Origin of the sequence: Microcystis sp. 0824 (assembly GCF_003112475.1) — a bacterium.
GTDB lineage: Bacteria > Cyanobacteriota > Cyanobacteriia > Cyanobacteriales > Microcystaceae > Microcystis > Microcystis aeruginosa_C.
Genome location: NZ_BDSM01000002.1, coordinates 1 through 23,970, shown reverse-complemented (window position 1 = coordinate 23,970; position 23,970 = coordinate 1). Strand labels below are relative to the sequence as shown.

Annotated in this window: 22 protein-coding genes; 12 read left to right on the top strand and 10 right to left on the bottom strand. The window is 42.8% G+C overall.

The annotated features are described in order from the left end of the window. Positions 1-227: 227 nt before the first annotated feature. The 5 genes from pcrA to N0824_RS00265 all read left to right on the top strand — a co-directional run bounded on the left by pcrA (position 228) and on the right by N0824_RS00265 (position 6,983). Positions 228-2,549, top strand: coding sequence for a DNA helicase PcrA (pcrA, locus tag N0824_RS00285; RefSeq protein WP_108935278.1), 2,322 nt, complete (start codon positions 228-230; stop codon positions 2,547-2,549). Positions 2,550-2,925: 376 nt separating this feature from the next. Then, the gene (locus N0824_RS00280; RefSeq protein WP_104396012.1) at positions 2,926-3,354 is read left to right on the top strand and encodes a CAAD domain-containing protein; all 429 of its coding nucleotides are present in this window, start codon (positions 2,926-2,928) and stop codon (positions 3,352-3,354) included. Positions 3,355-3,982: 628 nt separating this feature from the next. Beyond that, the gene (gene groES / locus N0824_RS00275) at positions 3,983-4,294 is read left to right on the top strand and encodes a co-chaperone GroES (protein WP_002737272.1); all 312 of its coding nucleotides are present in this window, start codon (positions 3,983-3,985) and stop codon (positions 4,292-4,294) included. 46 nt (positions 4,295-4,340) lie between these two features. Continuing rightward, positions 4,341-5,966: a chaperonin GroEL gene (gene groL / locus N0824_RS00270; RefSeq protein ID WP_108935277.1), complete on the top strand. Its 1,626-nt coding sequence runs from the start codon at positions 4,341-4,343 to the stop codon at positions 5,964-5,966. Between the two features lie 402 nt (positions 5,967-6,368). After that, positions 6,369-6,983 carry a choice-of-anchor R domain-containing protein gene (locus N0824_RS00265; RefSeq protein WP_306438732.1) on the top strand — a complete coding sequence of 205 codons (615 nt, stop codon included), beginning with the start codon at positions 6,369-6,371 and terminating at the stop codon, positions 6,981-6,983. 108 nt (positions 6,984-7,091) lie between these two features. On the opposite strand, the gene N0824_RS00260 is transcribed toward N0824_RS00265, so the two are convergent. From N0824_RS00260 to N0824_RS00245, 3 genes are all read right to left on the bottom strand, one after another. Further along, positions 7,092-7,379, bottom strand: coding sequence for a shikimate dehydrogenase (locus N0824_RS00260; RefSeq protein WP_108935275.1), 288 nt, complete (start codon positions 7,377-7,379; stop codon positions 7,092-7,094). A 164-nt stretch (positions 7,380-7,543) separates the two neighbouring features. Then, positions 7,544-7,753, bottom strand: coding sequence for a hypothetical protein (locus N0824_RS00250; protein WP_108935274.1), 210 nt, complete (start codon positions 7,751-7,753; stop codon positions 7,544-7,546). A 109-nt stretch (positions 7,754-7,862) separates the two neighbouring features. Further along, positions 7,863-8,066, bottom strand: a complete 204-nt coding sequence (locus N0824_RS00245) for a type II toxin-antitoxin system HicB family antitoxin (protein WP_004160718.1) — start codon at positions 8,064-8,066, stop codon at positions 7,863-7,865. Positions 8,067-8,269: 203 nt separating this feature from the next. Here N0824_RS00245 and N0824_RS00240 point away from each other — a divergent pair, with 203 nt between their 5' ends. Both N0824_RS00240 and corA read left to right on the top strand, forming a co-directional pair. Continuing rightward, positions 8,270-9,547 (top strand): recombinase family protein, encoded by a 1,278-nt coding sequence (locus tag N0824_RS00240; protein WP_108935273.1) that lies wholly within the window; start codon positions 8,270-8,272, stop codon positions 9,545-9,547. A 91-nt stretch (positions 9,548-9,638) separates the two neighbouring features. Further along, positions 9,639-10,799 (top strand): magnesium/cobalt transporter CorA, encoded by a 1,161-nt coding sequence (gene corA / locus N0824_RS00235; RefSeq protein WP_108935272.1) that lies wholly within the window; start codon positions 9,639-9,641, stop codon positions 10,797-10,799. A gap of 751 nt (positions 10,800-11,550) precedes the next feature. Here the strand turns inward: corA and N0824_RS00230 are convergent. From N0824_RS00230 to N0824_RS00220, 3 genes are all read right to left on the bottom strand, one after another. Continuing rightward, positions 11,551-12,060, bottom strand: coding sequence for a tetratricopeptide repeat protein (locus N0824_RS00230; protein ID WP_108935271.1), 510 nt, complete (start codon positions 12,058-12,060; stop codon positions 11,551-11,553). Positions 12,061-12,167: 107 nt separating this feature from the next. Continuing rightward, on the bottom strand, positions 12,168-12,680 hold the full coding sequence (locus N0824_RS00225) for a hypothetical protein (RefSeq protein WP_108935270.1): 513 nt from the start codon (positions 12,678-12,680) through the stop codon (positions 12,168-12,170). A 241-nt stretch (positions 12,681-12,921) separates the two neighbouring features. After that, entirely contained in the window at positions 12,922-13,407 is a 486-nt protein-coding gene (locus tag N0824_RS00220; RefSeq protein WP_004161407.1) for an allophycocyanin subunit alpha-B, read from the bottom strand. Positions 13,408-13,639: 232 nt separating this feature from the next. Between N0824_RS00220 and N0824_RS00215 the strand changes: the two genes are divergently transcribed. Beyond that, entirely contained in the window at positions 13,640-14,425 is a 786-nt protein-coding gene (locus tag N0824_RS00215) for a slipin family protein (protein WP_108935269.1), read from the top strand. A 46-nt stretch (positions 14,426-14,471) separates the two neighbouring features. On the opposite strand, the gene gorA is transcribed toward N0824_RS00215, so the two are convergent. Further along, on the bottom strand, positions 14,472-15,824 hold the full coding sequence (gorA, locus tag N0824_RS00210) for a glutathione-disulfide reductase (RefSeq protein WP_108935268.1): 1,353 nt from the start codon (positions 15,822-15,824) through the stop codon (positions 14,472-14,474). 174 nt (positions 15,825-15,998) lie between these two features. Between gorA and dacB the strand changes: the two genes are divergently transcribed. Then, on the top strand, positions 15,999-17,423 hold the full coding sequence (gene dacB / locus N0824_RS00205; protein WP_108935267.1) for a D-alanyl-D-alanine carboxypeptidase/D-alanyl-D-alanine-endopeptidase: 1,425 nt from the start codon (positions 15,999-16,001) through the stop codon (positions 17,421-17,423). A gap of 256 nt (positions 17,424-17,679) precedes the next feature. Next, on the top strand, positions 17,680-19,158 hold the full coding sequence (glgA, locus tag N0824_RS00200) for a glycogen synthase GlgA (RefSeq protein ID WP_108935266.1): 1,479 nt from the start codon (positions 17,680-17,682) through the stop codon (positions 19,156-19,158). 137 nt (positions 19,159-19,295) lie between these two features. On the opposite strand, the gene N0824_RS00195 is transcribed toward glgA, so the two are convergent. Genes N0824_RS00195 through trmB form a run of 3 tightly spaced genes read right to left on the bottom strand, consistent with a single transcriptional unit; the run spans position 19,296 to position 21,394 of the window. Then, complete coding sequence (locus N0824_RS00195; protein WP_108935265.1) at positions 19,296-20,096, bottom strand: tetratricopeptide repeat protein; 801 nt, start codon at positions 20,094-20,096, stop codon at positions 19,296-19,298. 19 nt (positions 20,097-20,115) lie between these two features. Beyond that, the gene (locus N0824_RS00190; protein WP_108935264.1) at positions 20,116-20,724 is read right to left on the bottom strand and encodes a hypothetical protein; all 609 of its coding nucleotides are present in this window, start codon (positions 20,722-20,724) and stop codon (positions 20,116-20,118) included. A gap of 34 nt (positions 20,725-20,758) precedes the next feature. Beyond that, entirely contained in the window at positions 20,759-21,394 is a 636-nt protein-coding gene (gene trmB, locus N0824_RS00185) for a tRNA (guanosine(46)-N7)-methyltransferase TrmB (protein ID WP_108935263.1), read from the bottom strand. Between the two features lie 65 nt (positions 21,395-21,459). On the opposite strand from trmB, the gene N0824_RS00180 reads away from it, so the two are divergent. Together N0824_RS00180 and N0824_RS00170 are read left to right on the top strand one after the other, a co-directional pair. Then, a complete protein-coding gene (locus N0824_RS00180) occupies positions 21,460-22,596 on the top strand; it encodes a metallophosphoesterase (protein ID WP_108935262.1) in 1,137 nt (378 codons plus the stop codon). Between the two features lie 717 nt (positions 22,597-23,313). Next, positions 23,314-23,970: reverse transcriptase N-terminal domain-containing protein (locus tag N0824_RS00170; protein ID WP_199224868.1), on the top strand; the 657-nt coding region annotated here is incomplete at its 3' end.

Below are 23,970 nucleotides of genomic sequence, written 5' to 3'. Positions count from 1 at the left end.
CAATAAGAAACCGCCCGAACATTGTCCGGACGGAGTGTGGTGTGAGGAGTGAACGGAAACTTGCGTCTCCGCTAATTCCATTGTAGAGGACAACTTAGAATCTTGAACGATTTGAAAGAAACTGGCCCAAAAAAATTTTTATTTCTGGAAGGGGTTGACTAATGCCCGATACCCGTCTCGATGATGTAGCCTGAGTAATAGAGGTCGCAGAGCTATATGGAAAGATTATGACAGTCACAGCCGATTATTTAGAACAACTCAATCCCTCCCAGCGCCTTGCTGTCGAGCATTTTTGCGGCCCCTTGTTGGTGGTTGCTGGAGCAGGATCGGGAAAAACCAGCGCTTTAACCTATCGTATCGCCCATTTGATCCGTCATCACGGGGTCGATACGGAAAATATTCTCGCGGTCACTTTTACCAATAAGGCAGCCCGGGAAATGAAAACGAGAATTGAAAAAACTTTTGCTCAACAGAAAGCACAGGAAAAATACGGTCAAAGATTAGAACTTTTAGAAGAATACGAACAGAAAAAAATCTTTTCTCAAGTTTATCGTAATTATACTAAAAAACTCTGGATCGGGACTTTTCACAGTCTTTGCGGTCGGATTTTGCGCTATGACATTAATAAATATCAGGATGAATATGGTCATAGTTGGCAAAGGAATTTTTCAATTATGGACGAATCTGATGCCCAAAGTTTAGTGAAAAATATCGTCACTAAACAGATGAATTTAGACGATAAAAAATTTGATGCTCGCAATCTACGTTATGCGATTAGTAATGCCAAAAACTTAGGGTTAACTCCCAGGGATTACGCCAGAGAAAACCCTCATTTTCGGGGAAAGGTTATTTCTGAGGTTTATCAGGCTTATCAGATGCAGTTAGCCCAAAATAACGCCCTAGATTTTGATGATTTGATCTTGGTTCCAGTCCGTCTTTTTCAGCAAAATGAATCTATTCTCGGTTATTGGCACACGCAATTTAAGCATATTTTAGTCGATGAATACCAAGACACTAACCGGATTCAGTACGAGTTAATTCGGCTTTTGTCCACCAATGGTGAAACGAAAAAAAGTGAGTGGAATTGGACGGATCGCTCGATTTTTGTGGTGGGAGATGCCGACCAATCTATCTATAGTTTTCGGATGGCGGATTTTACTATTCTGCTCAATTTTCAAGCGGACTTTGGTGATGGTTTACCCGATGATGATACTCGCACGATGGTGAAACTACAGGAAAACTATCGTTCACGGGAGAATATTCTGCAAGCAGCCAATAAGTTAATTGAAAAGAATAGTCAAAGAATCGATAAAGTCCTTGTTCCCACCAGAGAAGGGGGCGATAGTATCTATGTTTTTAAAGCCAGAGATGAACAGGAAGAAGCAGCTTTTGTTATCGATAAAATTCGAGAATTTACCCAAGAAAACCCCGAATTAAATTGGGGTAGTTTTGCCATTCTCTACCGAATTAACGCCCAATCTCGTCCCTTTGAAGATGGGTTAATTCGCAATAATATTCCCTATAATATTGTCGGGGGATTTAAATTTTATGATCGACAGGAGATTAAAGATGCGATCGCTTATTTACGAGTGATTGCCAATCCTGCCGATACCGTTAGTTTACTGAGAATTATTAACACTCCCCGGCGCGGTATTGGTAAAACCACAATCGATAATTTGCTCAAAGCTGCCCAAGAATTAGGAGTACCTCTATGGGAAATTATCAGCGATGAAACTTCCGTTAATACTCTCGCCGGTCGTGGGACTAAAAGCATCAATAAGTTAGCTAAAATTATCCAAAACCTGCAAGAAAAAATCACCGATTTATCCGCTAGTGAAATCTTAGATAAAATCATGGAAGATTCGGGATATATTGATGAATTAAAACAGCAAGGAACCGAGGAAGCTGATACCCGCATCGAGAATATTCAAGAATTGTATAGCGCCGTCGTACAATTCCAAGAGGAAAACGAAGAAACCAATCTCCAGGAATTTCTCGCTAATGCTAGTTTAGCCTCGGACTTAGATAATCTTCAGGAAGGTCAAGAAAAAGTCTCCTTAATGACTCTACATTCCGCCAAAGGTTTAGAGTTTCCTATCGTCTTTTTAGTCGGTTTAGAACAGGGCATTTTTCCCCATAATCGTAGTTTAAACGATCCCATTGCTCTTGAGGAAGAACGCCGTTTGTGTTATGTGGGAGTGACTCGGGCCAAGGAACAATTATTTTTAACCTACGCAAAAGAAAGATATGTCTGGGGGAATAAAGAGACTAAGGTAGCTTCCCAATTTTTGCAGGAATTGCCCCCAGAATTGCTCACAAGCAACCTGAAACCGAAAAAGACCCCAAAAGTGGTGGCGATGGAAAAAACTGTCTCTGATCAAAGAAAATGGCAGGTAGGCGATCGAGTGTTACACTCTACTTTTGGAGAAGGAGAAGTGACCCATATCCTCGGTACCGGCAAAAAAATGAATCTAGCGGTCAAATTTTCGGGTTTAGGTCAGAAAATCATCGATCCTCGCACCGCACTCATGCAACTTATCGAGGAATAGGTAATCATCTGTAGGGTGGGTGAGGCGAAAATTAAGTTATACTCTCACTAAAAATTGAGTATTCGCCGTAACCCACCGGCTTTTTACTCCCTATCTCCCCACTGATAACTGATTACTGTTCACTGATAACTGACACCCCCTGATTCCTCAACTCCGATCGCTACCTGCTGTTAAAATAGAGAATTGCGGTCAGACTGACGATAAAATTGAGAAGCTAAATCCTTGATTCTTAATAGTTGTTGAGAAACTTTCCGCCTACTATCGAAATTGTCCGATAATATGGGCAACAGCGAGTTAGTCTATTAAGTCTGTTAAAATTGACCCCCGTTGGTCGTATTCGCGCACTGTCTAACCTTTATGATGAGGATCAGTTAATATGGAATCAATGCAACCCACCGAGACCAAAAATCCGATTAGAACGGATTCACCCGGGTCTCTGAGCAAACCCAGCAGCAGCACCGAACAGATTTGGTCTGAATATGTAGAACCCGTTTGGGATTCGGTGATGTCCTATCTGGCTAACGTCCCCGATTATATCGGTAGTTTCTTCTCTGGATACAAAAAACCTTTAATCGTTCTGGGGGCAATTTTAGCGAGTTTTGTCACCGTAAAAGTTACCCTAGCGGTTTTAGATGCGATCGATGATATTCCCCTCCTTGCTCCTATCCTACAATTAGTTGGGATCGTTTACACTGGTTGGTTTGTCTGGCGCTATCTGCTCAAGGATGAAAATCGTCGCGAGTTATTAGCCGAAATTGATGCACTAAAAGCGCAAGTTTTTGGCAGTCACAATAACACTTTATAGATAGAATCAAGCATAAAAAACAAAGGAGTTGAGTGTTTCCGCTCAACTCCTTTGTTTTTGCACAACAGCTTACACTAGAGTTCTTGCATAAGTAGGGTTTGCGGCAAAAAGTACGGGCGAAGCATTCGGATAGAAAATCTCCGGTTTCACCGATAGGTTATTGCCCGAATGCTTCGCCCCTACAGGACGCGGGCCGATGAAGACGCAAGGTTTTGAAGCACGATTCTCTCAAAATCTTGCACCTGTTTCGCGAGAAAAGCCACAAAACCGCTACCTTGCCTACATTTCACATTTATTCAGCAAACCCTAATTAATTTTTGAAAGGGCAAAAATGAGAAAAATAAGCATAAAATTGCCTAAAATCGCTAAATAGAGCATTTAATTGATTAATGCTCATTCTTAATTCTCCTGACGACCGACTCCTGACTCCTGAATCCTGAATCCCGGCTCCTAACCCCACCAACAAACTTTTTGCCGCAAACCCTAGCTTAACACCATAGTTCGGAAACCCGTACCGATCGAGCAGTTGTCAGGGGGCCTCGTATTTCGGTAAATTAGCACTCGGAAGGTAAGAGTGCTAATCTGGAAAAGACACTTACCCAAATACAAGACAAACGGAGGATATTCCATGGCTGCAGTCAGCATCAACGTAACAACTGTTAAACCCCTAGGCGATCGAGTTTTCGTTAAAGTTAGCCCCAGCGAAGAAAAAACCGCCGGTGGTATTTTCCTTCCCGATGCCGCTAAAGAAAAACCCCAAATCGGGGAAGTCGTGGCCGTCGGCCCCGGCAAACGCAACGATGACGGTAGCCGTACCCCTGTAGAAGTAGGTGTGGGTGACAAAGTTCTCTACTCCAAATATGCCGGAACCGATATCAAACTTGGTGGCGAAGAATTCGTTCTCCTCTCCGAAAAAGACATTCTCGCCGCCGTTTCCTAATCATCTACCCTTGAAAACCCCTATTTTGCACGAATAACGATACATTATGGCTAAATCTATTATCTACAACGAAGATGCTCGTCGCGCCTTAGAAAAAGGCATGGATCTGCTGGCCGAAGCGGTAGCCGTCACCCTTGGCCCCAAAGGTCGTAACGTCGTCCTCGAAAAGAAATTTGGCGCACCCCAAATCGTCAATGATGGCATCACCATCGCTAAAGAAATCGAACTGGAAGACCATATCGAGAACACCGGTGTGGCTTTAATTCGCCAAGCCGCCTCAAAAACCAACGATGTAGCGGGTGATGGTACAACTACCGCCACCGTTCTCGCCCACGCTATCGTTAAAGAAGGTTTACGCAACGTCGCCGCCGGTGCTAACCCGATTTCTCTGAAAAAAGGTATCGATAAAGCTGCCGATTTCCTCGTCAGTCAAATCGCCAAACACGCGAAACCCGTAGAAGATTCTAAGGCGATCGCACAAGTGGGCGCTATCTCTGCCGGTAACGATGATGAAGTCGGTCAAATGATCGCCTCGGCCATGGATAAAGTCGGTAAAGAAGGCGTAATTTCCCTAGAAGAAGGGAAATCGATGACCACCGAACTAGAAATCACCGAAGGGATGCGTTTTGACAAAGGTTATATCTCTCCCTACTTTGTCACCGACACCGAGCGCATGGAATGCGTTTTTGAGGATCCCGCTATTCTGATTACCGACAAAAAAATCGGTTTAGTACAGGATTTGGTTCCCATTCTCGAACAAGTGGCCCGTCAAGGTAAACCCCTAGTAATTATCGCCGAAGACATCGAAAAAGAAGCTTTGGCAACCCTGGTGGTTAACCGTCTGCGCGGTGTTCTTAACGTCACTGCGGTGAAAGCTCCCGGATTTGGCGATCGCAGAAAGGCGATGTTAGAAGATATCGCCGTCTTAACCGGTGGTCAAGTAATCAGCGAAGATGCGGGTTTAAAACTGGAAACCACTAAAATTGACAGCTTAGGTACGGCCCGCCGTATCACCATGACCAAAGATACCACCACCATCGTGGCCGAAGGAAACGATGTGGCAGTGAAAACCCGTTGTGAGCAAATTCGCCGTCAAATCGAGGAAACCGATTCTTCCTACGATAAAGAAAAACTGCAAGAACGTCTGGCTAAATTAGCTGGCGGTGTGGCAGTGATTAAAGTCGGTGCCGCTACGGAAACGGAAATGAAAGACCGCAAATTGCGCCTAGAAGACGCAATTAACGCCACTAAAGCAGCCGTAGAAGAAGGTATCGTCCCCGGGGGTGGTACTACTTTAGCTCACCTGGCTCCCCAATTGGAAACCTGGGCCAAAGAAACCCTACACCATGAAGAATTAACCGGTGCTTTAATCGTTTCTCGCGCCATTGCTGCCCCCTTAAAACGGATCGCTGAAAATGCCGGCCAAAACGGTGCAGTTATTGCCGAACGGGTGAAAGAGAAGCCCTTTAATGTCGGTTATAATGCCGCTACCGGTGAGTTCTCCGATATGTTTGAGGCGGGTATCGTTGACCCCGCTAAAGTGACTCGTTCTGCCCTACAAAATGCCGCTTCTATCGCCGGTATGGTTTTAACTACCGAGTGTATTGTGGTGGATAAACCGGAAAAAGAAAAATCCGCTCCTCCCGCCGGCGGTGGTGACTTCGACTATTAATAATTAGTCTGTTTTTTCTTGACTCGATCGCTTAATTGCGATCGAGTTTTTTTTGATGAAAAAATATCACTTCGGGTTAATACGGAGTGAAACCCAACCACCGAGGATCTATTACCCTCTCCCTAAAGGAATCGCACTTGGCACGACCAGAAACTGCCCGATGTTGCTTACCACTTTCTAGCCGTTTTGTCAACACCCTATAGAATTAAATATCATACCAGACGGTAAATGATGACAAAATCTAATCAATGATTGAACAGAAGAGACAGCTGCTATAGAATTAAGGCAATCTTTCTGAACTTTTTTAGAGATCATGAAAACCTTACCTATGTCTTTGGTGTTGGCGGGCATTGGTAGTTCTTTTGTACTAATGGGGGGGTAAACCCTGTCCGCGCGGCGGTTATCATCGGGAATCTCCCGCAAACCAATGATAATATTCCGTCTGGGATCAGCAGTAGCAACATAGTAGTAGCGATCCCCTTTATCCTGCCCGCGGGTAACAATTACAGCCTCGGCAACGTGATCCTGCGACTCGGGGACTACGAAACCGGAGACAATCCCCTCGTCCAGATTCGCCAAGATAACGGAACAGACAATCCGGGCAGTACCGTCCTCGCCAGTTTCACCAATCCCACCCCTCAAGGAACGGGAAACTTTGGCTACACCTTCACTCCCACTAGCCCCTTCACGTTTAACGCCAGTACTAAATACTGGTTATACGTTACCACTACCAGTGGATCTTTCAGCTGGCGCGTCAATCAGCCGAGTATAACCCCGACGGAAATCGCGACGCTATCGTCAATGCCAGTAGTATCCGGAACAGGAGAAACGGGATTGCAGAGATTTAGTACTAACGGTGGCGCTACTTTCACGTCTGGTTCCATGGCCCCCAGTTTCCAGATCAACACAGCCGACATACCCCCCTCGGTCGCCACTCCCGAACCTGGTGCGATCGCGGCGTTGTCCCTGTTCGGATTGGGTTTACTGGGGGTTAAAGGTCGTCGGAACGAGGGATAATTTGCTGTAGGTTGGGTTTCACTCTGTTCAACCTAACCACCGAGGATATAGGTCGGGTTTCGTTGCCTCAACCCGACCTACGAATTTACTATACAAACGGGGAAGCTTTTAAGGATTAGGGATCGATCGCACCAGCAGAGTCAGAATACTGGTTAATACTGCCACTACCACGGGAATAATCAACGATTTTGCTCCCTTAAGGTCCGATACATCCTGAATTAAAGCGTTCTGTGTTCCCTCTACTTTTTCCAATCGCCTATCAATACTTTTGAGTTCGGTTTTCACCTCGGCCATATCTACTTTTAGATCGGTGAAATCTTTCTGTAAAGAGTCTAATTTTTCCGTGATATTTGTCAGGATAATTTCTAGGGAATCGGTGACGGGGGATTGACTCATCTGAATTTCCAGGAATATTTGATCGCCTAGTAATATTGTAGGCTGTTTTTGTAGGTGATGCGTTCCTTACCAACGTTCTAAAATCAGTCCATCTACATAATTAAAATCAGTATCATCTGTCACCAATACCCAATTATTTTCTATACATTGAGCAGCAATCCATTTCACCACTCATTGACATCTACCTGACGACATTCTGTTTTAATGGCTTGTTGCAGTTCTTGTGCCTCTGAATCGCTTAAAATGCCTGAAAAATTGGCTAGAGGATGACTGTTGCCTGTTGCCTGAACTCGATGTAAAAAATCTAACACGGTTTCTATTAGATCATCAGGTGCTTGTTCGAGTTCTTGAATTAATTGTTGACGATGGTTCATAGACAGTCTGAACGAGTAATACAGTAAATGTGATGGCTACCTTGAATTCTCAATAATTCCCATCCGTGACGCTCTAAAATTTTGGCGAACTTTTTCCCAGAAATCGATTTCATATCGCTATCTCTAGAATCCGAGTTTTCGGATCGGTCGGCAAGGATTCCACATCTATGGATAGACAACCTTCGATCGCCTCGTGTAAATTCTCTAGTAGTTCCTCGAAAGTTTCTGCTTGGGTGGCACAGCCGGGGAGCGCCTGGACTTCCCCCCAGAAGCCACCTTCCTCCGCCTCGTGAACGATAACTTTCATTTTCATTGCTTATCTCCTAGATCGATCAATGGGAGGGATAGATAGATAAATTATCACCACCCCTAAAATCTAACATTTCTACGGGGTTGTATAAATAATCAGTCTTTAATAACTGGATTTAGTCTAAATATTGTAGGCTGTTCTTGTAGCGGTGGGGTGCGTCATTTTTTCAGCACTACAGCTTATCTATACTAGGATTTCGGCAAAACATGAAAATTATCGCCTACACCTATACCAATCCCCTGCTTGATAGTCCCCCCGATGCCTCGATTTCGACCTATTCTCCCGAACAAGTGTATCAGGATTTTGGCGATCGCTCACAACGGCAGCAACTGCTCCGCGATTGTCAAGAGACTCCCCCCCGACTGCTGATCCTGCGTCGTCTAGCAGAATTGGGAGACAATGGCACAGAAGTTAGCAAAATTTTACAATCCTTAGAAGCCCTCGACATAGATATAATTGCCCTAGAAGACCCAGATTATAAGCTGAATTTTGCCAAGATTCTGCAAGAAATATCAAAAAACGAACTAAGTAATCGTTTAAAAGCAGGCCACGCTCATAATCGTCTGCAAGCTTTGCCTCCCCCCGGAAAAGCACCCTACGGTTATCGTCGTGGCAAGGAGCGTTATATACTCGATCGCAGTACCGCGCCAGTAGTCAAAGACTTTTTTGATCGCTTTTTGATTTCCGCTTCCCTGCGTTCCACGGTGCGCTATCTAGAAAAACGCTACGGTAAGAAGATATCGGTAGCTACTGCCCATAAATGGCTGACTAATCCCGTTTATCGCGGCGATTTGTGCTATCTCGGTCAAGATATTATCCCCGATACCCACACCCCGATTATCTCCCGGGAAGAAGCGGCCCAGATCGATCGCATCCTGAGAAATAATCGCAAATTACCCCCCCGCAGTGCCAGCGCCCCGCGTTCCTTAGCGGGTTTAGTCGTCTGTAGTCAATGTCAATCGGGGATGACGATTACCAAAGTGACAGCGCGAGGAAAGGGCCTAGAATACCTCTATTTGCGACCTTTGCAATGTCCCAGGACAAAAAAATGTTCGGCGATCGCTTATGAGAAAATTCTAGATAGCACAATCGAGCGCATTTGTCAAGACCTACCACCGACGATCGCTCAGATATCTTTACCAGATTTAGAGGGGATCAAACGGGGAATGAGCGAGGAAATAGGACAAAAAAACGATATTTTGTCGCAATTGCCCTCCCTAGAAGCGGCGGGAATTTTAGATCAAGAAACGGCTAATCTACGGGCCTATAAACTGAAAAACGAGATCGCGCAGATTCAAGGACGTTTAGACCAATTACCCCCGGATAACCTGACTATTATCGCTCGTGCCGTTGCTTTTCCGCAATTTTGGCGAGATTTATCGGAAATCGAGCGCCGTTTTTATTTTCGCGAGTTTATCCGTCGCATCGAAATCGAGAGGGAAACGGCTAATAATTGGCATTTACGTTTAATCTTCGTTTTTTAAGAGTCTCGGACAATCTTAAAGTTAGCTAAAAATTGAGGAATGTTTGAGCGATCAATGCTAAGAAAAAGGCAAACAGCGATCGATCTCAACTATGAGCAATAACAAAAGATTAACTAGGTATAAAAAAGGGCGAAAATCCTCCAGGACAAAACCCCACCTTTATGATTATCACTATAACCAACCGGGGACGATGCCGGGGTTAATCACCATCGATGAAAATGCCGTTGCTACCGAGATATTTTTAATTAATTATAATTCTCAAAAAGCCACTATAGTTAATAATCTTTTACCTCAAGACTGTCTTAAATATTTATCCGATGATTCCATCTCTTGGGTTGATATCGTCGGTTTGGGTAATGAAGATAAACTGCAAGAGTTGGGAGAAATTTTTCATTTACATCCCTTAACTCTTGAGGATATAGTCAGTATTCCCCAAAGACCAAAAGTGGAAGAATGCGAGAATTATCTTTTAATTATAGTGCCAATGGCCATCCTGATCGATCATCAGGGTTTTTTGTTAGAACAAATCAGTTTAGTAGTCGGGAAGAATTATATTTTAACTGTGCAGGAAGAAGGACAATACGATTCTTTGGAAGGAGTCAGGGAAAGAATCCGTTTAAATAAAGGTTCCATCCGGCAGCAAAAATCGGGTTATTTAGCCTACTCGATTTGGGATGCCATTATTGACGGTTATTTTCCTGTTTTAGAGTCCTACGGAGAAAGAATCGAGGAGTTAGAAAACGAAATTTTAGCTAGTCCCACGGAACAGACTTTATCAAAAATTTACCAAATACGTCAGGAATTACTCTCCCTGCGACGAGCAATTTGGCCGCAAAGAGACACCCTCAATGCTCTTTTACGCGATGAGTATATTGTCATCGATACAACCATTAAACCCTATCTAAGAGACTGTTATGACCATGTGGTACAAATCCTCGATGTTATCGAAAATTACCGGGAATTTGCCAATGGTTTAATGGATTTTTACCTATCTTCCGTGAGTAATAAAATGAACGAGATTATGAAAACTTTAACGGTAATCTCGACGATTTTTATCCCGCTCACCTTCATTGTCGGTATTTATGGCATGAACTTTAATACTGATAAATCCCCTTATAATATGCCCGAATTAGAATGGTATTGGGGCTATGTATTCGTCTGGGTGTTGATGCTAACGGTTGCTTTCAGTTTAATCATTTTCTTTTGGCGACGCGGCTGGTTTAAGAACCTATCGACAGTGAAGAAAAGATAAACTGTTAAGCAGATTAGACAGACTGGATTACCTTGCCGGCATCTAGCAAGAGAAAATGGCTATCACAGAGAAATCAATAATTTAGTGTCAGAGGTATTTTTTAACACTTTCAGTTGATGACTTCTAATTTTGTCCAACCAACTATAGTGCTGGTTGCGACATTGGTAGACGATATCAATGTCACCAATCTCTGACTTAATCTGAGCCAAGTAGTTTTCTAGTTCGCTAATTTTCATAACCAATCTCGCTTGCGCTGAAGGACATCAACCCTAAACCAAGAATTATCCCTAAAGGATCGGGGTGACTACAATTATTATTATAGGCCGATCATAATTAGACCTCTTGCAAAAATCAAAAATCTGACCTTAGGTGAGGAGTCTCCGAGCCAGTATTCAGGAGTCAGGAGAATTAAGAATGAGCATTAATCAATTAAATGCTCTATTTAGGGCTTTTATGCAATTTTATGTCTATTTTTCTCATTTTTGCACTCTCAAAAATTAATTATGCAAGAACTCTATTCTTAAAAAAGTTCTTATCTAACAAAGTTAGCTAATGTCAGGGTTAGATGATATTGGCAAAGTTTCTTTCTAGTTGTCTAGGGGGCAGCGCCATGACCAGGTAAAAGGGCTAATTTACCGAAGAATGGCCGCAGTGATGCCCAAAATGCCGATAATCGCAACAAGTCAAGAAATAAAAAATGCTCGATATTGTCTTTCACTTCGCCCAGCTTCGATAATTAATTCTTTTTTCATTACTTTTTAGGTTCTGGGGGTTGCTGTTGGGAAGCTGCCGCGATCGCTTGATTTAAGCGAGTTAATTCCTCCTTAAACTTCGGTTCTTGGGGATAGTTTTTGACTAATTTTTCTAGGAGACTTTTTGCTCCAGAAAAATCTTGAGTTTGTAATCTTGTTCCATAAAGAACTAGCATAACTTCCAGATTGTCGGGATATTTTTGATATAACTTTTCTAAAGGTTCTCTGGCTCCGATAAAATCTTTTAACTGTAAGCGAGCTTGTGCCAGTCCTTGTAAAGCAGTGGGGTTATCCGGTTCGCGTTCGAGAATTTTCTCGTAACCTTTGACCATTTCTTCTAATTTTTCGGGGGGAATAGTTGCCTCTTGTCCTGGTTGACTGCCTTGGGGGGAATTAGAATTATTATTTTTCAATAAGCCTAAAGTTGGCACCACCATTAAAGCCAGAAATACTAAACCAGAGGAAACAATTAAGACTCGTTTGAGGGTATCGTTATTTTTTTTGGGCATACTTTTTAACAATTAGAGATAAGCAATTTTGTAGGGTGCGTGTTTGCGGCGATAACCTTGTAATGAAAAACCAAAATTAGTAATCGGCCGTAACGCACCAGATAAGATTAATCAGTAGTCACTCGATGAAATTCTTGACCCCAAAGATTATAAGCCCAAATTCCCAAGCCAAAACTACCTAAGCAGAGGATGGTGATCATCAGGAAAACTTGCCACCTATTGTAACCCGCTTCCTGAAGTTCTAGACGACCGAGGATAGTAGCAGCTAATAGGATTAACACTCGACTAAATACCGCCCACTTGTGGAAGATAAAGACTACCGCCAAAGACCAGCCGAGAATTGATAATACAGCGCTAATATCGTTTTTAAACCAACTGCGGAAAAATAGCGGCATTAAGTGACTAAACAAAGTTAATCCTAGGGCAATTGAGAGGATAACCCCCACCGCTAGGATATAGATGATCATTTCTAGCCATTCGCTAGTGAGAGTCCAATTCATCTCATCACCACGGGCAAGTAACCAATCACTCCATGATAAACGCTCATGGGCGATCGACCAGCCAAACACCCCATAGACCGATGGAATCAGAAAAGTAAGTAGTATAATTCGCCAAAACATAATCAGTTATCAGCTTCTGAAGGCAAGAGGCAAAAGGCAAAAGGCAAGAGGCACAAAACAGAATCTGGCAATTCTCCTACCTAAAAAAAGGTTAGAAACTAAGTACATCAAAGCTTTTAGCTTAATCAATTAGGTTTTAGATTCGGCCCTTGTTATCATTGAAAAAAGTTAAGCCTGAACTCTGAAAGAGACGAAAATTGCCCCTTTTCAGACTTCAGGCCTCTGGGATTGTCCCGATCGCTTAGGACATATACTGGATGATAAAGTCGAAGTAGGGGGCTGCTGCCACAGCATCCTCTTGAGTCAAAAGAGCTAAAGCGGCCTCTTTGAGACAACGAATCGCCTCCACCATGCCGGGGACGGGAACATTAAGAGAGTTATACATCTCTTTGACCCCGATCAGGCCGGTTTGTTCGATCGGTCCTTTATCTCCGGCTAATACCCCATAGGTAACTAGACGCAGATACCAACCATAATCGCGCAAGCATTGATTATATTGACGCTGACCGTAGGCATTACCCCCCGGCGCTCTATAATCGGGACGTTTCTTGAACAGTTGTTTTTGAGCCTGATCGACGATTTTTTTCTCATTTTCAGCGAGAGTCTCGGCAATGCGAATTCTCTGCTCACCGGTTTTTAAAAATTGCCCGATACCCTGTAGTTCACCACTACTAGGATAACGAAGTTCGTCGTCGGCTTTGAGGATGACTTGGCTAACTACGCTCATAATATCAAGGTAAATTCTGATAACATTCTGTAGTTTATCTCAGGTCGGGGTCTGGAAGTCGAGTCATCCCTGCCGGTTAGGCAATTCCTAAAAATTGTAATATTTCGTTATGAGTTTCCCCGACAGCCCGGTTACTGTCTAGAATGAATGTATTAGTGGTCAGGAGCGAGGAGATGGCAATTGAGATGTCACCGCACACCGATTAACTTGAACCCGATAACTGGTAATTAATATGGAATTTTTAGCACCCTTGCTGTTTATAGCGGGCATTCTGGGATTAAATGGCTTTAAAATCGATCGAGAATACCAGCGTGGTGTTATCTTTCGCCTAGGGCGTTATCAAGACACCAAAGGTCCCGGACTGTACTGGATCATTCCCCTAGTTGACCAAAAAATGCAGCTGGATATTCGCACTAAAACCGTCGATATCGCCCCGCAAGAAACTGTCACCGCCGATAATGTCACAATTAAGGTTAATGCGGTTCTCTACTATCGTATTATCGACCCTAGCAAAGCGATTAATAAAGTCGAATCCTACCCCGCGGCCGTTTATCAAGCGGCCATGACCACTTTAAGAAATGTCGTCGGTCAAAATCATCTCGATGATGTCTTGCAAAAACGGGACAAAATCAATCAAGCGGTCCAACAAATTGTCGATGAAATTAGCGAACCCTGGGGCATTGATATCGAACGGGTGGAGATGAAAGATGTGGAAATTCCCACCGGTATGCAGCGGGCCATGGCCAAGGAAGCGGAAGCATTGCGAGAAAAACGGGCCCGTTTGATTAAAGCTGCCGCAGAACAGGAAGCCTCCTTAAAATTAGCGGAAGCTTCCCAATTAATCATGGAAAACCCCGCCGCCTTGGAATTACGCCGCCTACAAATGTTAACGGAAATTGGAGCGGAAAATAACACCAGTACCGTGATTATGCTCCCCTCTGATATCTTAAATCTCGCTCAAAAATTAACCGAAAAAACATCACAAAATGGCTCAATTGTCAATAGCCCAAAAGTTTAATTTTCTCTGGTGTGTTAGGTTGGTTTAACACACCTAAAATTGCTGATTAACGCATGGTGACAAATTCCTCGGCAGCACTGGGATGAATGCCGACAGTGGCATCAAAATCGGCTTTTGTTGCGCCCATTTTTACGGCAATGGCTACTCCTTGAATAATTTCGGCGGCGTGATCTCCCACCATGTGCGCTCCGAGAATTTTACCACTTTCCTGATGGACAACTAATTTCATCAAAGTTTTGTCCTCTCGGTCTGGTAAAACATTGTAACCAGGGCGGAATTTAGACCGATAAACTTTAATTACCGTGTCACCATATTGTTTTTTTGCTTGCAATTCTGTTAATCCCACCGTCGCCGCTTCAGGAGTAGAAAATACTGCCGAAGGAACATTTTCATAACTCATTAACCGGGGTTTATTACCGAAGACTGTATCGGCAAAAGCTCGTCCCTCATTAATCGCCACGGGAGTTAAATTAATTTTATCGGTGCAATCGCCCACGGCATAGATATTATCTTCACTGGTTTGGCTATACTCGTTGACGACAATTGCCCGATTTTTTACCTCGACATTGACATTCTCTAAGCCTAATTTTTCCAGCTTAGGAATTCTGCCAGTAGCGGCTAATCCTAGGGCATCAACAAATAAGATTTCTGAGGTTTCTTGACCCTGAATATGTACTTTTAAACCCTCAGCAGTTTTCTCGATCGAAGTGGGGAAAGTTTCGGGCATAATTTTAATTCCCTGACGGATCATTTCCGCTTGAATCTCATCGCGGATATCCTCATCAAACCCTCTTAAAATCTTGTCTCTACGGATTAACTGCACCACTTCTGTCCCTAATCCGTGCATAATACCGGCAAATTCTACCCCAATATATCCCGCCCCTAAAACTATAATTCTTTTTGGTTGTTCTGGCAGTTGAAACATGGCATCAGAAACTACTGTATGTTCGATCCCCGGAATATCAGGTTTAACGGGATGTCCCCCCACGGCAATTAAAATTTTATCGGCAGTAATTTTCTGATCTCCCACCTCTAGGGTATGGGTATCAATAAACTTGGCATAATTAGGAAAAAGCGTCACTTGAGAATTATCGAGCATCTTTTGATAAATGCCATTTAAACGGATAGTTTCCTGATTAAGCGCGCTAATTAATTTTTGCCAATTTAACTGACTCTCTACCGGACTCCAACCGTAACCTTCCGCATCCTTAAATAGTTGGGGAAAACGACTAGAATAAACCATTAATTTTTTAGGAATACAACCGCGATTAACACAGGTTCCTCCTAAACGATCGTATTCTGCCAATCCCACTTTTGCCCCGTATTCGGCAGCCCGTCTAGCGGTGGCAATACCCCCAGAACCACCACCAATCACGAATAGATCAAAATCATAACTCATAAAAATATCCTCGCAAATAAATAGAAATTTGACGGAATCAAAAAACTTTCAGGGCAAAAAGGAGAGCGAATATCTCGGATCAATCCCTAACCGAATCTATCGAGTAACTAGCACAATATAGTCACTAATGCTGCTAAATTAGAGCCAATTTGACTACTGCCAAGATTTAATTCTATGCTAACACGCCGATCAAAATTATCTTTTCTCTTGGGGACTTGTTCCCTATTTCTCTGGGTAAACCATCCCCTCACCCTCGCAAACCCCATCAGTCAAGACAATTCCCCCCCTTCCCAGTTTATCTGTCCAGCAGACTTAGCCACCGAGATCGATCGCATTTTGGCCCGCCCCGATTATCAAGGCGCTTATTGGGGAATTTTAGTAAAATCCCTCAATTCTCAGGAAAATCTCTATAGTCTCCACGAAAATAACTTTTTTACTCCCGCTTCTACTGCGAAATTATTAACCACTGCCGCCGCTTTTAGCAAATTTAACCGCGATTATCGTCTGAAAACCCCCATTTTAGCCCAAGGCAACCCCCCCGATTTAGAGACTTTAACCTTAGTCGGCAGGGGAGATGCAACCATAACCACAGAAAAGTTAGAAAAATTAGCAGAAAAGTTAAAAGCAAGGGGAATTAACTCAATTTATCGCTTAATTGTCGTTGCTAGTCCTTTTGTCGTCTCCGATAGTCAAAAAACTTGGGAATGGGAAGATGTCTTTTTTGACTATGGAGTTAGTGCTTCTAGCTTGGTTTTAAACGAAAATTCCGTCAATTTAAGGCTTTTACCGCGACAATTGGGGCAAAACTTAGATTTACAATGGTCCGATCCCATTGCCGCTAAACAATGGCTAATTGAGAATCAAACCAGCACGGCAGCGCAAGGAAGCCCGAATACTCTGGCAATTAAGGGCAATTTAGCCAATAATCGCCTGATTATCACTGGTTCTCTGGCTATTGATAGTCAAGATGATTTTAATTTAGCTATTCCCCAACCCTCGGAGTATTTCCTCGATCGCTGGCGTAATATCCTTGAAAAAGCGGGAATTACCGTTAAAACCGCCGAAATTAGCTCAGAAATTCGCGGCGATGAAATCACCCATTTAGAATCAGAACCCCTAGCATATTTGGTGGAAAAAGTCAATAAAAATAGCGATAATTTACTAGCCGAAACCCTACTACAAATGCTCGGCGGTGTGTCGGGATTGCAAGAAATTTTAACAAAACTGGGAATTAACAGTGATAGTTATAAAATCGGCGATGGTTCGGGGCTATCAAGACAAAATCTGATTAAACCCAAGACTTTAGGCGAAATATTACAACTAATGGCAGAAAATCCTGATTATCGTCGTTCTTTAGCCATTGGCGGCATTGATGGCACTTTAACCAATAGATTTCGCCAGACTCCCCTAGAAGGACGATTACAGGCAAAAACCGGGACATTAACCGGAGTTATCGCCCTCGCTGGTTATCTAGAAACCGCCGACAATCAACCCCTAATCTTTAGCATAACCGTCAATAACAGCGATAAACCCGCCACTACCCTCAGAAACGGCATCGATGAGGTGATTTTGCTCCTAGGACAGTTAAAACGCTGTTAATCTTTAGGAGGCAAAAGGCAAAAGGCAAAAGGCAAAAGGCAAAAGGCAAAAGGCAAAAGGCAGCTTTGTTCTCCCCAACACCCCACTACCCCAACACCCCAACACCCCACTCCCCAATTCATAATTCATAATTCATAATTCCCACTTCCCCAACCCGCAACTAATTCGACCGACCAATTTAATCACAGAAGACTGTATACTTTTGTAAAAATTGCTTCTAGCTGACCTGTAGATTAATCGAGGGAGTTATTGATATATGTATATAGTTCAGGTTGCCTCTGAGTGCGCCCCGGTGATTAAAGCTGGGGGATTGGGGGATGTGGTATATGGATTGAGTCGAGAATTAGAAATTCGCGGTCATTGCGTGGAGCTAATCCTACCCATGTATGATTGTATGCGCTACGACCAAATTTGGGGCTTACACGAGGCTTATCGGGACCTGTGGGTGCCTTGGTACGGTGGGGCAATTCACTGTAACGTTTTTTGTGGTTGGGTACACGGGCGCTTGTGTTTCTTTATTCAACCCAATTCGGGGGATAATTTCTTTAATCGCGGTACTTACTACGGCTGTAAAGACGATAATATGCGTTTTGCTTTCTTCTGCAAAGCCGCTTTAGAATTTTTGCTCAGAAGTAACAAACGTCCCGATATAATTCATTGTCACGACTGGCAAACTGGTTTAATTCCGCCCTTACTTTTTGAAGTTTATAAATATCATGGTATGGGCAATCAGCGCGTTCTTTACACCATCCATAACTTTAAACACCAAGGATTTGGAGGTGCAGAAATTCTCTGGGCAACAGGATTAAATAACGATCCTTACTACTTTAGCTATGCCCGAATGCGTGATAATTTCAATCCTTTTGTGATTAATTTTATGAAAGGTGGCATCGTCTTTTCCAACTATTTCAATACCGTCTCGCCCCACCATGCTTGGGAAGCACACCACACCGATGTTAGTTATGGTTTGGGCCATACAATTCACCAGCATCAACACAAATTTACTGGCATTCTCAACGGTTTAGATTACAATATCTGGAACCCAGAAGTGGATAAATTTATTCCTGCACCCTACGGTGTTGATAGCTTCTCCGAGAAGGCACGCAATAAGAAGGCACTGCGAGAAAGACTCTGGTTAAGAGATGAGGCAGAAAAGCCCTTAATTTGTTATGTCGGTCGTTTAGATGACCAAAAAGGCGTACATTTAGTTCACCATGCCATGTATTATGCCTTAGCTCGCGGGGCGCAATTTGTCCTCTTAGGTTCCGCCACCGAATCGTTAATTAATAACTGGTTCTGGCACGAGAAAAATCACCTCAATAATAACCCTGATGTTCATATTGAATTGGGCTTTAATGAGGAATTATCTCACCTCATTTATGCGGGTGCTGATATGATTGTGGTTCCCAGTAATTTTGAACCCTGCGGACTGACACAAGTAATCAGCTTAAAATACGGAACTGTTCCCATTGTCCGGGGAGTTGGTGGTTTAGTTAATACGGTTTTTGATCGGGATTATGATACCTATCACAAACCGGAAGAACGCAATGGTTTTGTCTTTTTTGATCCCGATAATAATGCCCTCGAATCAGCCATGTCCCGGGCATTGGAATTGTGGTACACTCAGCCAGAAGAATTCCAAAAATTAGCGATTCAAGGCATGGAATGCGATTACTCTTGGAATGGCCCCGGGGAAGAATACGTTGCCCTCTATGAAATGATTCGCCACAAATAAACTGTCTTGTTTCTAGCAATTCCCTGGGGGTTGTCAACAGAAATTCCAGGAATAGATTTGTTGAAATTTCTAGGGGAATTGCTTTAGTTTTGACCGACTCCTAACCCCACCAACAAACTTTTTGCCGCAAACCCTACCTAGTAGAGCAGAAATGTTAACTTTGCTTGGTATTCTTGGGTGAGGGGATGACTAACTCCCAAAATCTGAAATATCGCTAACATGGCTTTTCTTGCCCCATCCTGACGATATTTTCTACTTTCTTCCACCAGGCTGATCAGTTTATCTAAAGCGGCAGCATAATCTTCTTTTAAGGCGAAATTAATCCCAGTAAAAAATATCAGATCGAGGGGATTATTTTCTGGTTTTAACTGTTGAAATTCTAGGAGAGTTTTCCAACCTTTTATAACAGGATTTTCCTCTTTAATAGCACTAATTAATCGATAGGCATCTGACCATTTTTCTAGACGCATGAGAAATTTGACCGCCATAATAATTAATCGCGGTTCGTTGGGATATTTAGGGAAAAGACGATCAAATAATTGTTTAGCTGCGGGCAAATTATCGAGGGCAATTGCTTCTTTGATTTCTGCTAATCCTGTTTCTAATTCCGATTGTAAATCGAGACGGGAAAATAAGTCTCTAATTTGTTCTTCTGGCAAAGCACCGACAAAACAGGGTAACACTTCTCCCTTGCTGACAATTCGCACATCGGGAACTCCTTCTACATCGTATTGTTCGGCTAATTCGGGATTTTTATCTATATCTATTTTGGCCAAGATAAAATTATATTCACTTGCTAGTTTTTCTAGCATCGGTTTTACCAATTTACAGGGTCCACACCACAGGGCATAAAAGTCTAAAATCACCGTATTTAGATAGGATTTCTCGATCACTTCACTGTCAAAATTTGTCCCATCTACATCGATAGAATATCCCATCTATTTCTCCTCTAATAAATTATTTTTCAGCTAGTTTTGTCTCACTTATCTCTTTTACCCAAAGGGCTAATCCTCCCCCTCGTCCCCGGGCTGCTATCATTGTTTCTGTGATCAGAAAATAGGCAAAAAATGCCTGTTTTTTGATATTTTCCTGATAAAAATTAGCTTCGCTTACCTGGCCATTTCTAATAAAACCTGAATAGAGAGAGCGATTAAATAGGGTTAGGTTGAGCCTGGTGAAATCAAAGGCAAGAAGACGGGTTTTAGGAAAAAACTTAACCGGACCGCTTACAGATAGTTTTACTGCCCCTAAAAATATCTGATTGCTGACGGTTCCAGAGATAAATTCTCCCAGTTCTAAGCTCTCATTTCTTTGGTAAGAGATGGTAATTTTTAACCAGGATGGTAGATAGCGCCCCTTACCCAAAACAATTCCCGCTCTCTTTTTCGCTTTTTGAGTTCCTGTGATCAAGTATAATCGCCAAGTACCGACCAAAGCCTCAAAAGTAAGATTTTCTTTAGTTTTTTTCTTGTTTTTTTCTTTGGTTAAGAGAAATTCCAGCAATTGAGAGACAGGGGGGCGATTATTCTCCTCAAGTATTAGGGGTGAGTCAAGATTTATAACCATGATTTGAGACAGTGCCAAGATATTTTAACTAAAGCTACCGAACTCGAAAAAGCGAGCGATAAACCGGTTGACCCTTATTATAAGTGGACTTTTCCCTTTCCGTCGGTACGGGGAAAATATTTTCCTCTAACCAGGGGGTTTCATGTTGCCGAACAAAATCGGGATGTGCTTGAAATCTCTCCGTCATTTCCAGGGCGATCGATTCCACATCCGACTGTAAAAAAACCCAGCCTCCAGCTACCATATACTTAGCCAAAGCTATGACTAATTCCGGCTGCACAACCCGACGCTTACTGTGACGCTGTTTAAACCAAGGATCGGGAAATTGAATCGACACCCAAAATAACTTATCTGCGGGCAAAGATTGCAGTAAAATTTCTGGGGCAACATTCATATTGCCAAAAACAAAAGCGAGATTACTTAATCCTAACCTTTCCCGTTCCTGATTGGCTTCAATTACCAAAGGTTGACGAATTTCAATCCCCAAAAAATTAATTTCTGGATATACTTGGGCCATTTGTAACAAAAATTTACCCCGCGCACAACCAATGTCAAGATGGAGAGGTAGTGTCATATCCTGATAAACTTGATCCCAATCGGGGGGAGCGATCGGATGGCGATATTTATGACTTAAGGGATTGACGTGCTGACGAACGCGAACTTTAGCCAAAGATATTTTCTCCTCATTTCTCCTCGGTCAATCTAGTTTACCGATATTTAGCCCAATTGAATGCGATGAATTTCCGTTTCGCCATTCTCAGCGATCCTCATATCGCTTTACCCACAACGATTTTGAACCATTCTAATCGCTTTCATCTGGTGGAAGTGAGTATTCCCGCTTTACAAATTGTTTTAGACCATCTCATCACCCTTAACCTCGATTTTCTGCTGATTGCTGGCGATTTAACCCAAGATGGTGAACCAGAAAATCATCGTTGGTTAGCCGATTGTTTAGCCACTTTACCCTTTCCCGTCTATGTGGTGCCGGGTAATCATGATGTTTTGAGTTTAACCGCAACAGAAAACCAGATCGGTTTAGCAGATTTTCCCTTTTATTATCAACAATTTGGCTACAGCCATTCCGAACAAATATACTATCAAAAAGAAATTTTACCCGGAGTGCAATTAATCGGTCTTAATTCTAATCAATTTGATGAGCAAGGTAAACAAATTGGTAGTTTAGATGCAGAACAATTGCATTGGTTAAAACAGACTTTACCATCGCTAAAAAACGATCTAGTGATGGTGATGATCCATCATAACGTTATCGAGCATTTACCCGGACAAAGCAATCATGAATTAGGTAAACGCTATATGTTGGCTAATGCGGGAGAACTGCTCGATATACTAGAGGAAAACGGCGTAAAATTGTTGATTACTGGCCATCTCCACGTGCAGGATCTGGCTTTTAGTAGAGGTATCTATGAAATTACCACCGGTTCCCTCGTCAGTTATCCCCATCCCTACCGGGTGCTAGAATATTGCGAAAACACGGGAGAATTAGCCATAGAATCCTTTCATCTGCAAAATATACCCGGATGGGAGAATTTACCCGCTATTTCTCGGCAATGGTTAGGCGATCGCTCTTATCCTTTTATGATGCGTTTGTTAACCTGCCATCCCCTCAATCTTCCCATGAGTCTAGCGGAGGAATTAGCCCCGAAATTACGAAATTTTTGGGCAGATGTGGCCCAAGGTGACACAATCTTCGATTTTAGCGATTTTCCGCCCCTAGCACGCCGTTATTTTTACGCTTTCAGTGCCATCGATCCCCTCGGTAATCCTCATTTTATCGACAATCAAGCCGTAATTAGTTTCAAGCATCAGTTCAGTTATCAGCGCTCAGACTTGCTGGTGGAGATGAGAGAATAGCTGCAACCAATAATTAACTATAGCTATAGTTATGGGTGCGAAACGTTTAGGCATGAAATAGGGCTGAAATGCCTGAAATAACCGCCTAGTAAGGTCTTCAGTCCCCCGACTGAATCTAAGAGGTCAACCCTGACCAACCTTATAACTGTTTATATGTCCCAACGTTTAGTATCACCCGATACCAAATAAGGCAAGGGGACTCAAGGTCAATACACTTGTAATAAATCTTTACAAGGTGAGAGTAACGGCGATAGCCACCCCCAGATTCAGAAATCACAACTCTGGGACTGAAGCGGGGAACGGAAGGCTCCGAGGTGTAACCTAACACCAGAACCGAGACCACTGCCAACCATCCATGATTAGGTGTGAACCGAATGTCTGACCTGAACCATCGTAAAAGCTAAGTAGTGAAATAGGTTTACACACTGCGTTCAAAAGAACAAAGGGAAAAGTAAGGAACTCCATAAATCACTCACACAGACCTTTAAAAGTACCCCGGTGGAGAGGACAAATCTATAGATGGAATGCCCATATAAACGGAACGTGATAAGCCCTTTTAGGCTCTGGGTACAGGTCGAAATACCCAGTAGTGATAAGTGTAAGCGCAAGCCTTAAAGGGTGTGAGATGTAACCAAAAGCCAACGCTTGACGTTAATAGTCAAGATACGCTAACAGGTTACGGTTTGATTGTAAGGATAGAGTCTAGTAGGAGTCTATATGACGAAATCGAGAGAAGGTAAAGGGTTCGGGAAACCGGAAACCACTAAGACTACGAATGTATGGAAAGCTATCAACTGGGGTAAAATCCAAAGATATGTTTTCAAGCTCCAAAAGAGGATATACCAAGCGGCTAAATCGGGACAGGATGCAAAGGTTAGAAGGTTGCAACGTCTATTGGTGAAATCGTATTACGCTCGTCTATTAGCAGTTCGCAAAGTAACCCAAGATAATCAAGGAAAGAAAACAGCAGGAGTCGATGGAATGATAGCAGTATCTCCAGAACAAAGGCTAAATCTAACCGAAGAAATCAAGGGAACACTGAAAGCAAAACCGTTAAGAAGGGTATGGATTCCTAAACCCGGTAGGGATGAAAAACGTCCATTAGGAATACCAACCATCAAAGACAGAGCTAGACAAGCATTGATTAAATCGGCACTTGAACCAGAATGGGAATCAAAAATGGAAGGAACCAGCTATGGTTTCCGACCGGGAAGGTCTGCCCATGACGCAATATCAAGGATATACATCACCATTAATCAAGGTAGCTACTTTGTATTAGATGCCGATATTGCCAAGTGTTTTGACCGAATTAATCACAACTTTTTACTGTCCAAAATTCATTGTCCAAGTTCCCTGAAAAGAGACATAAAACAA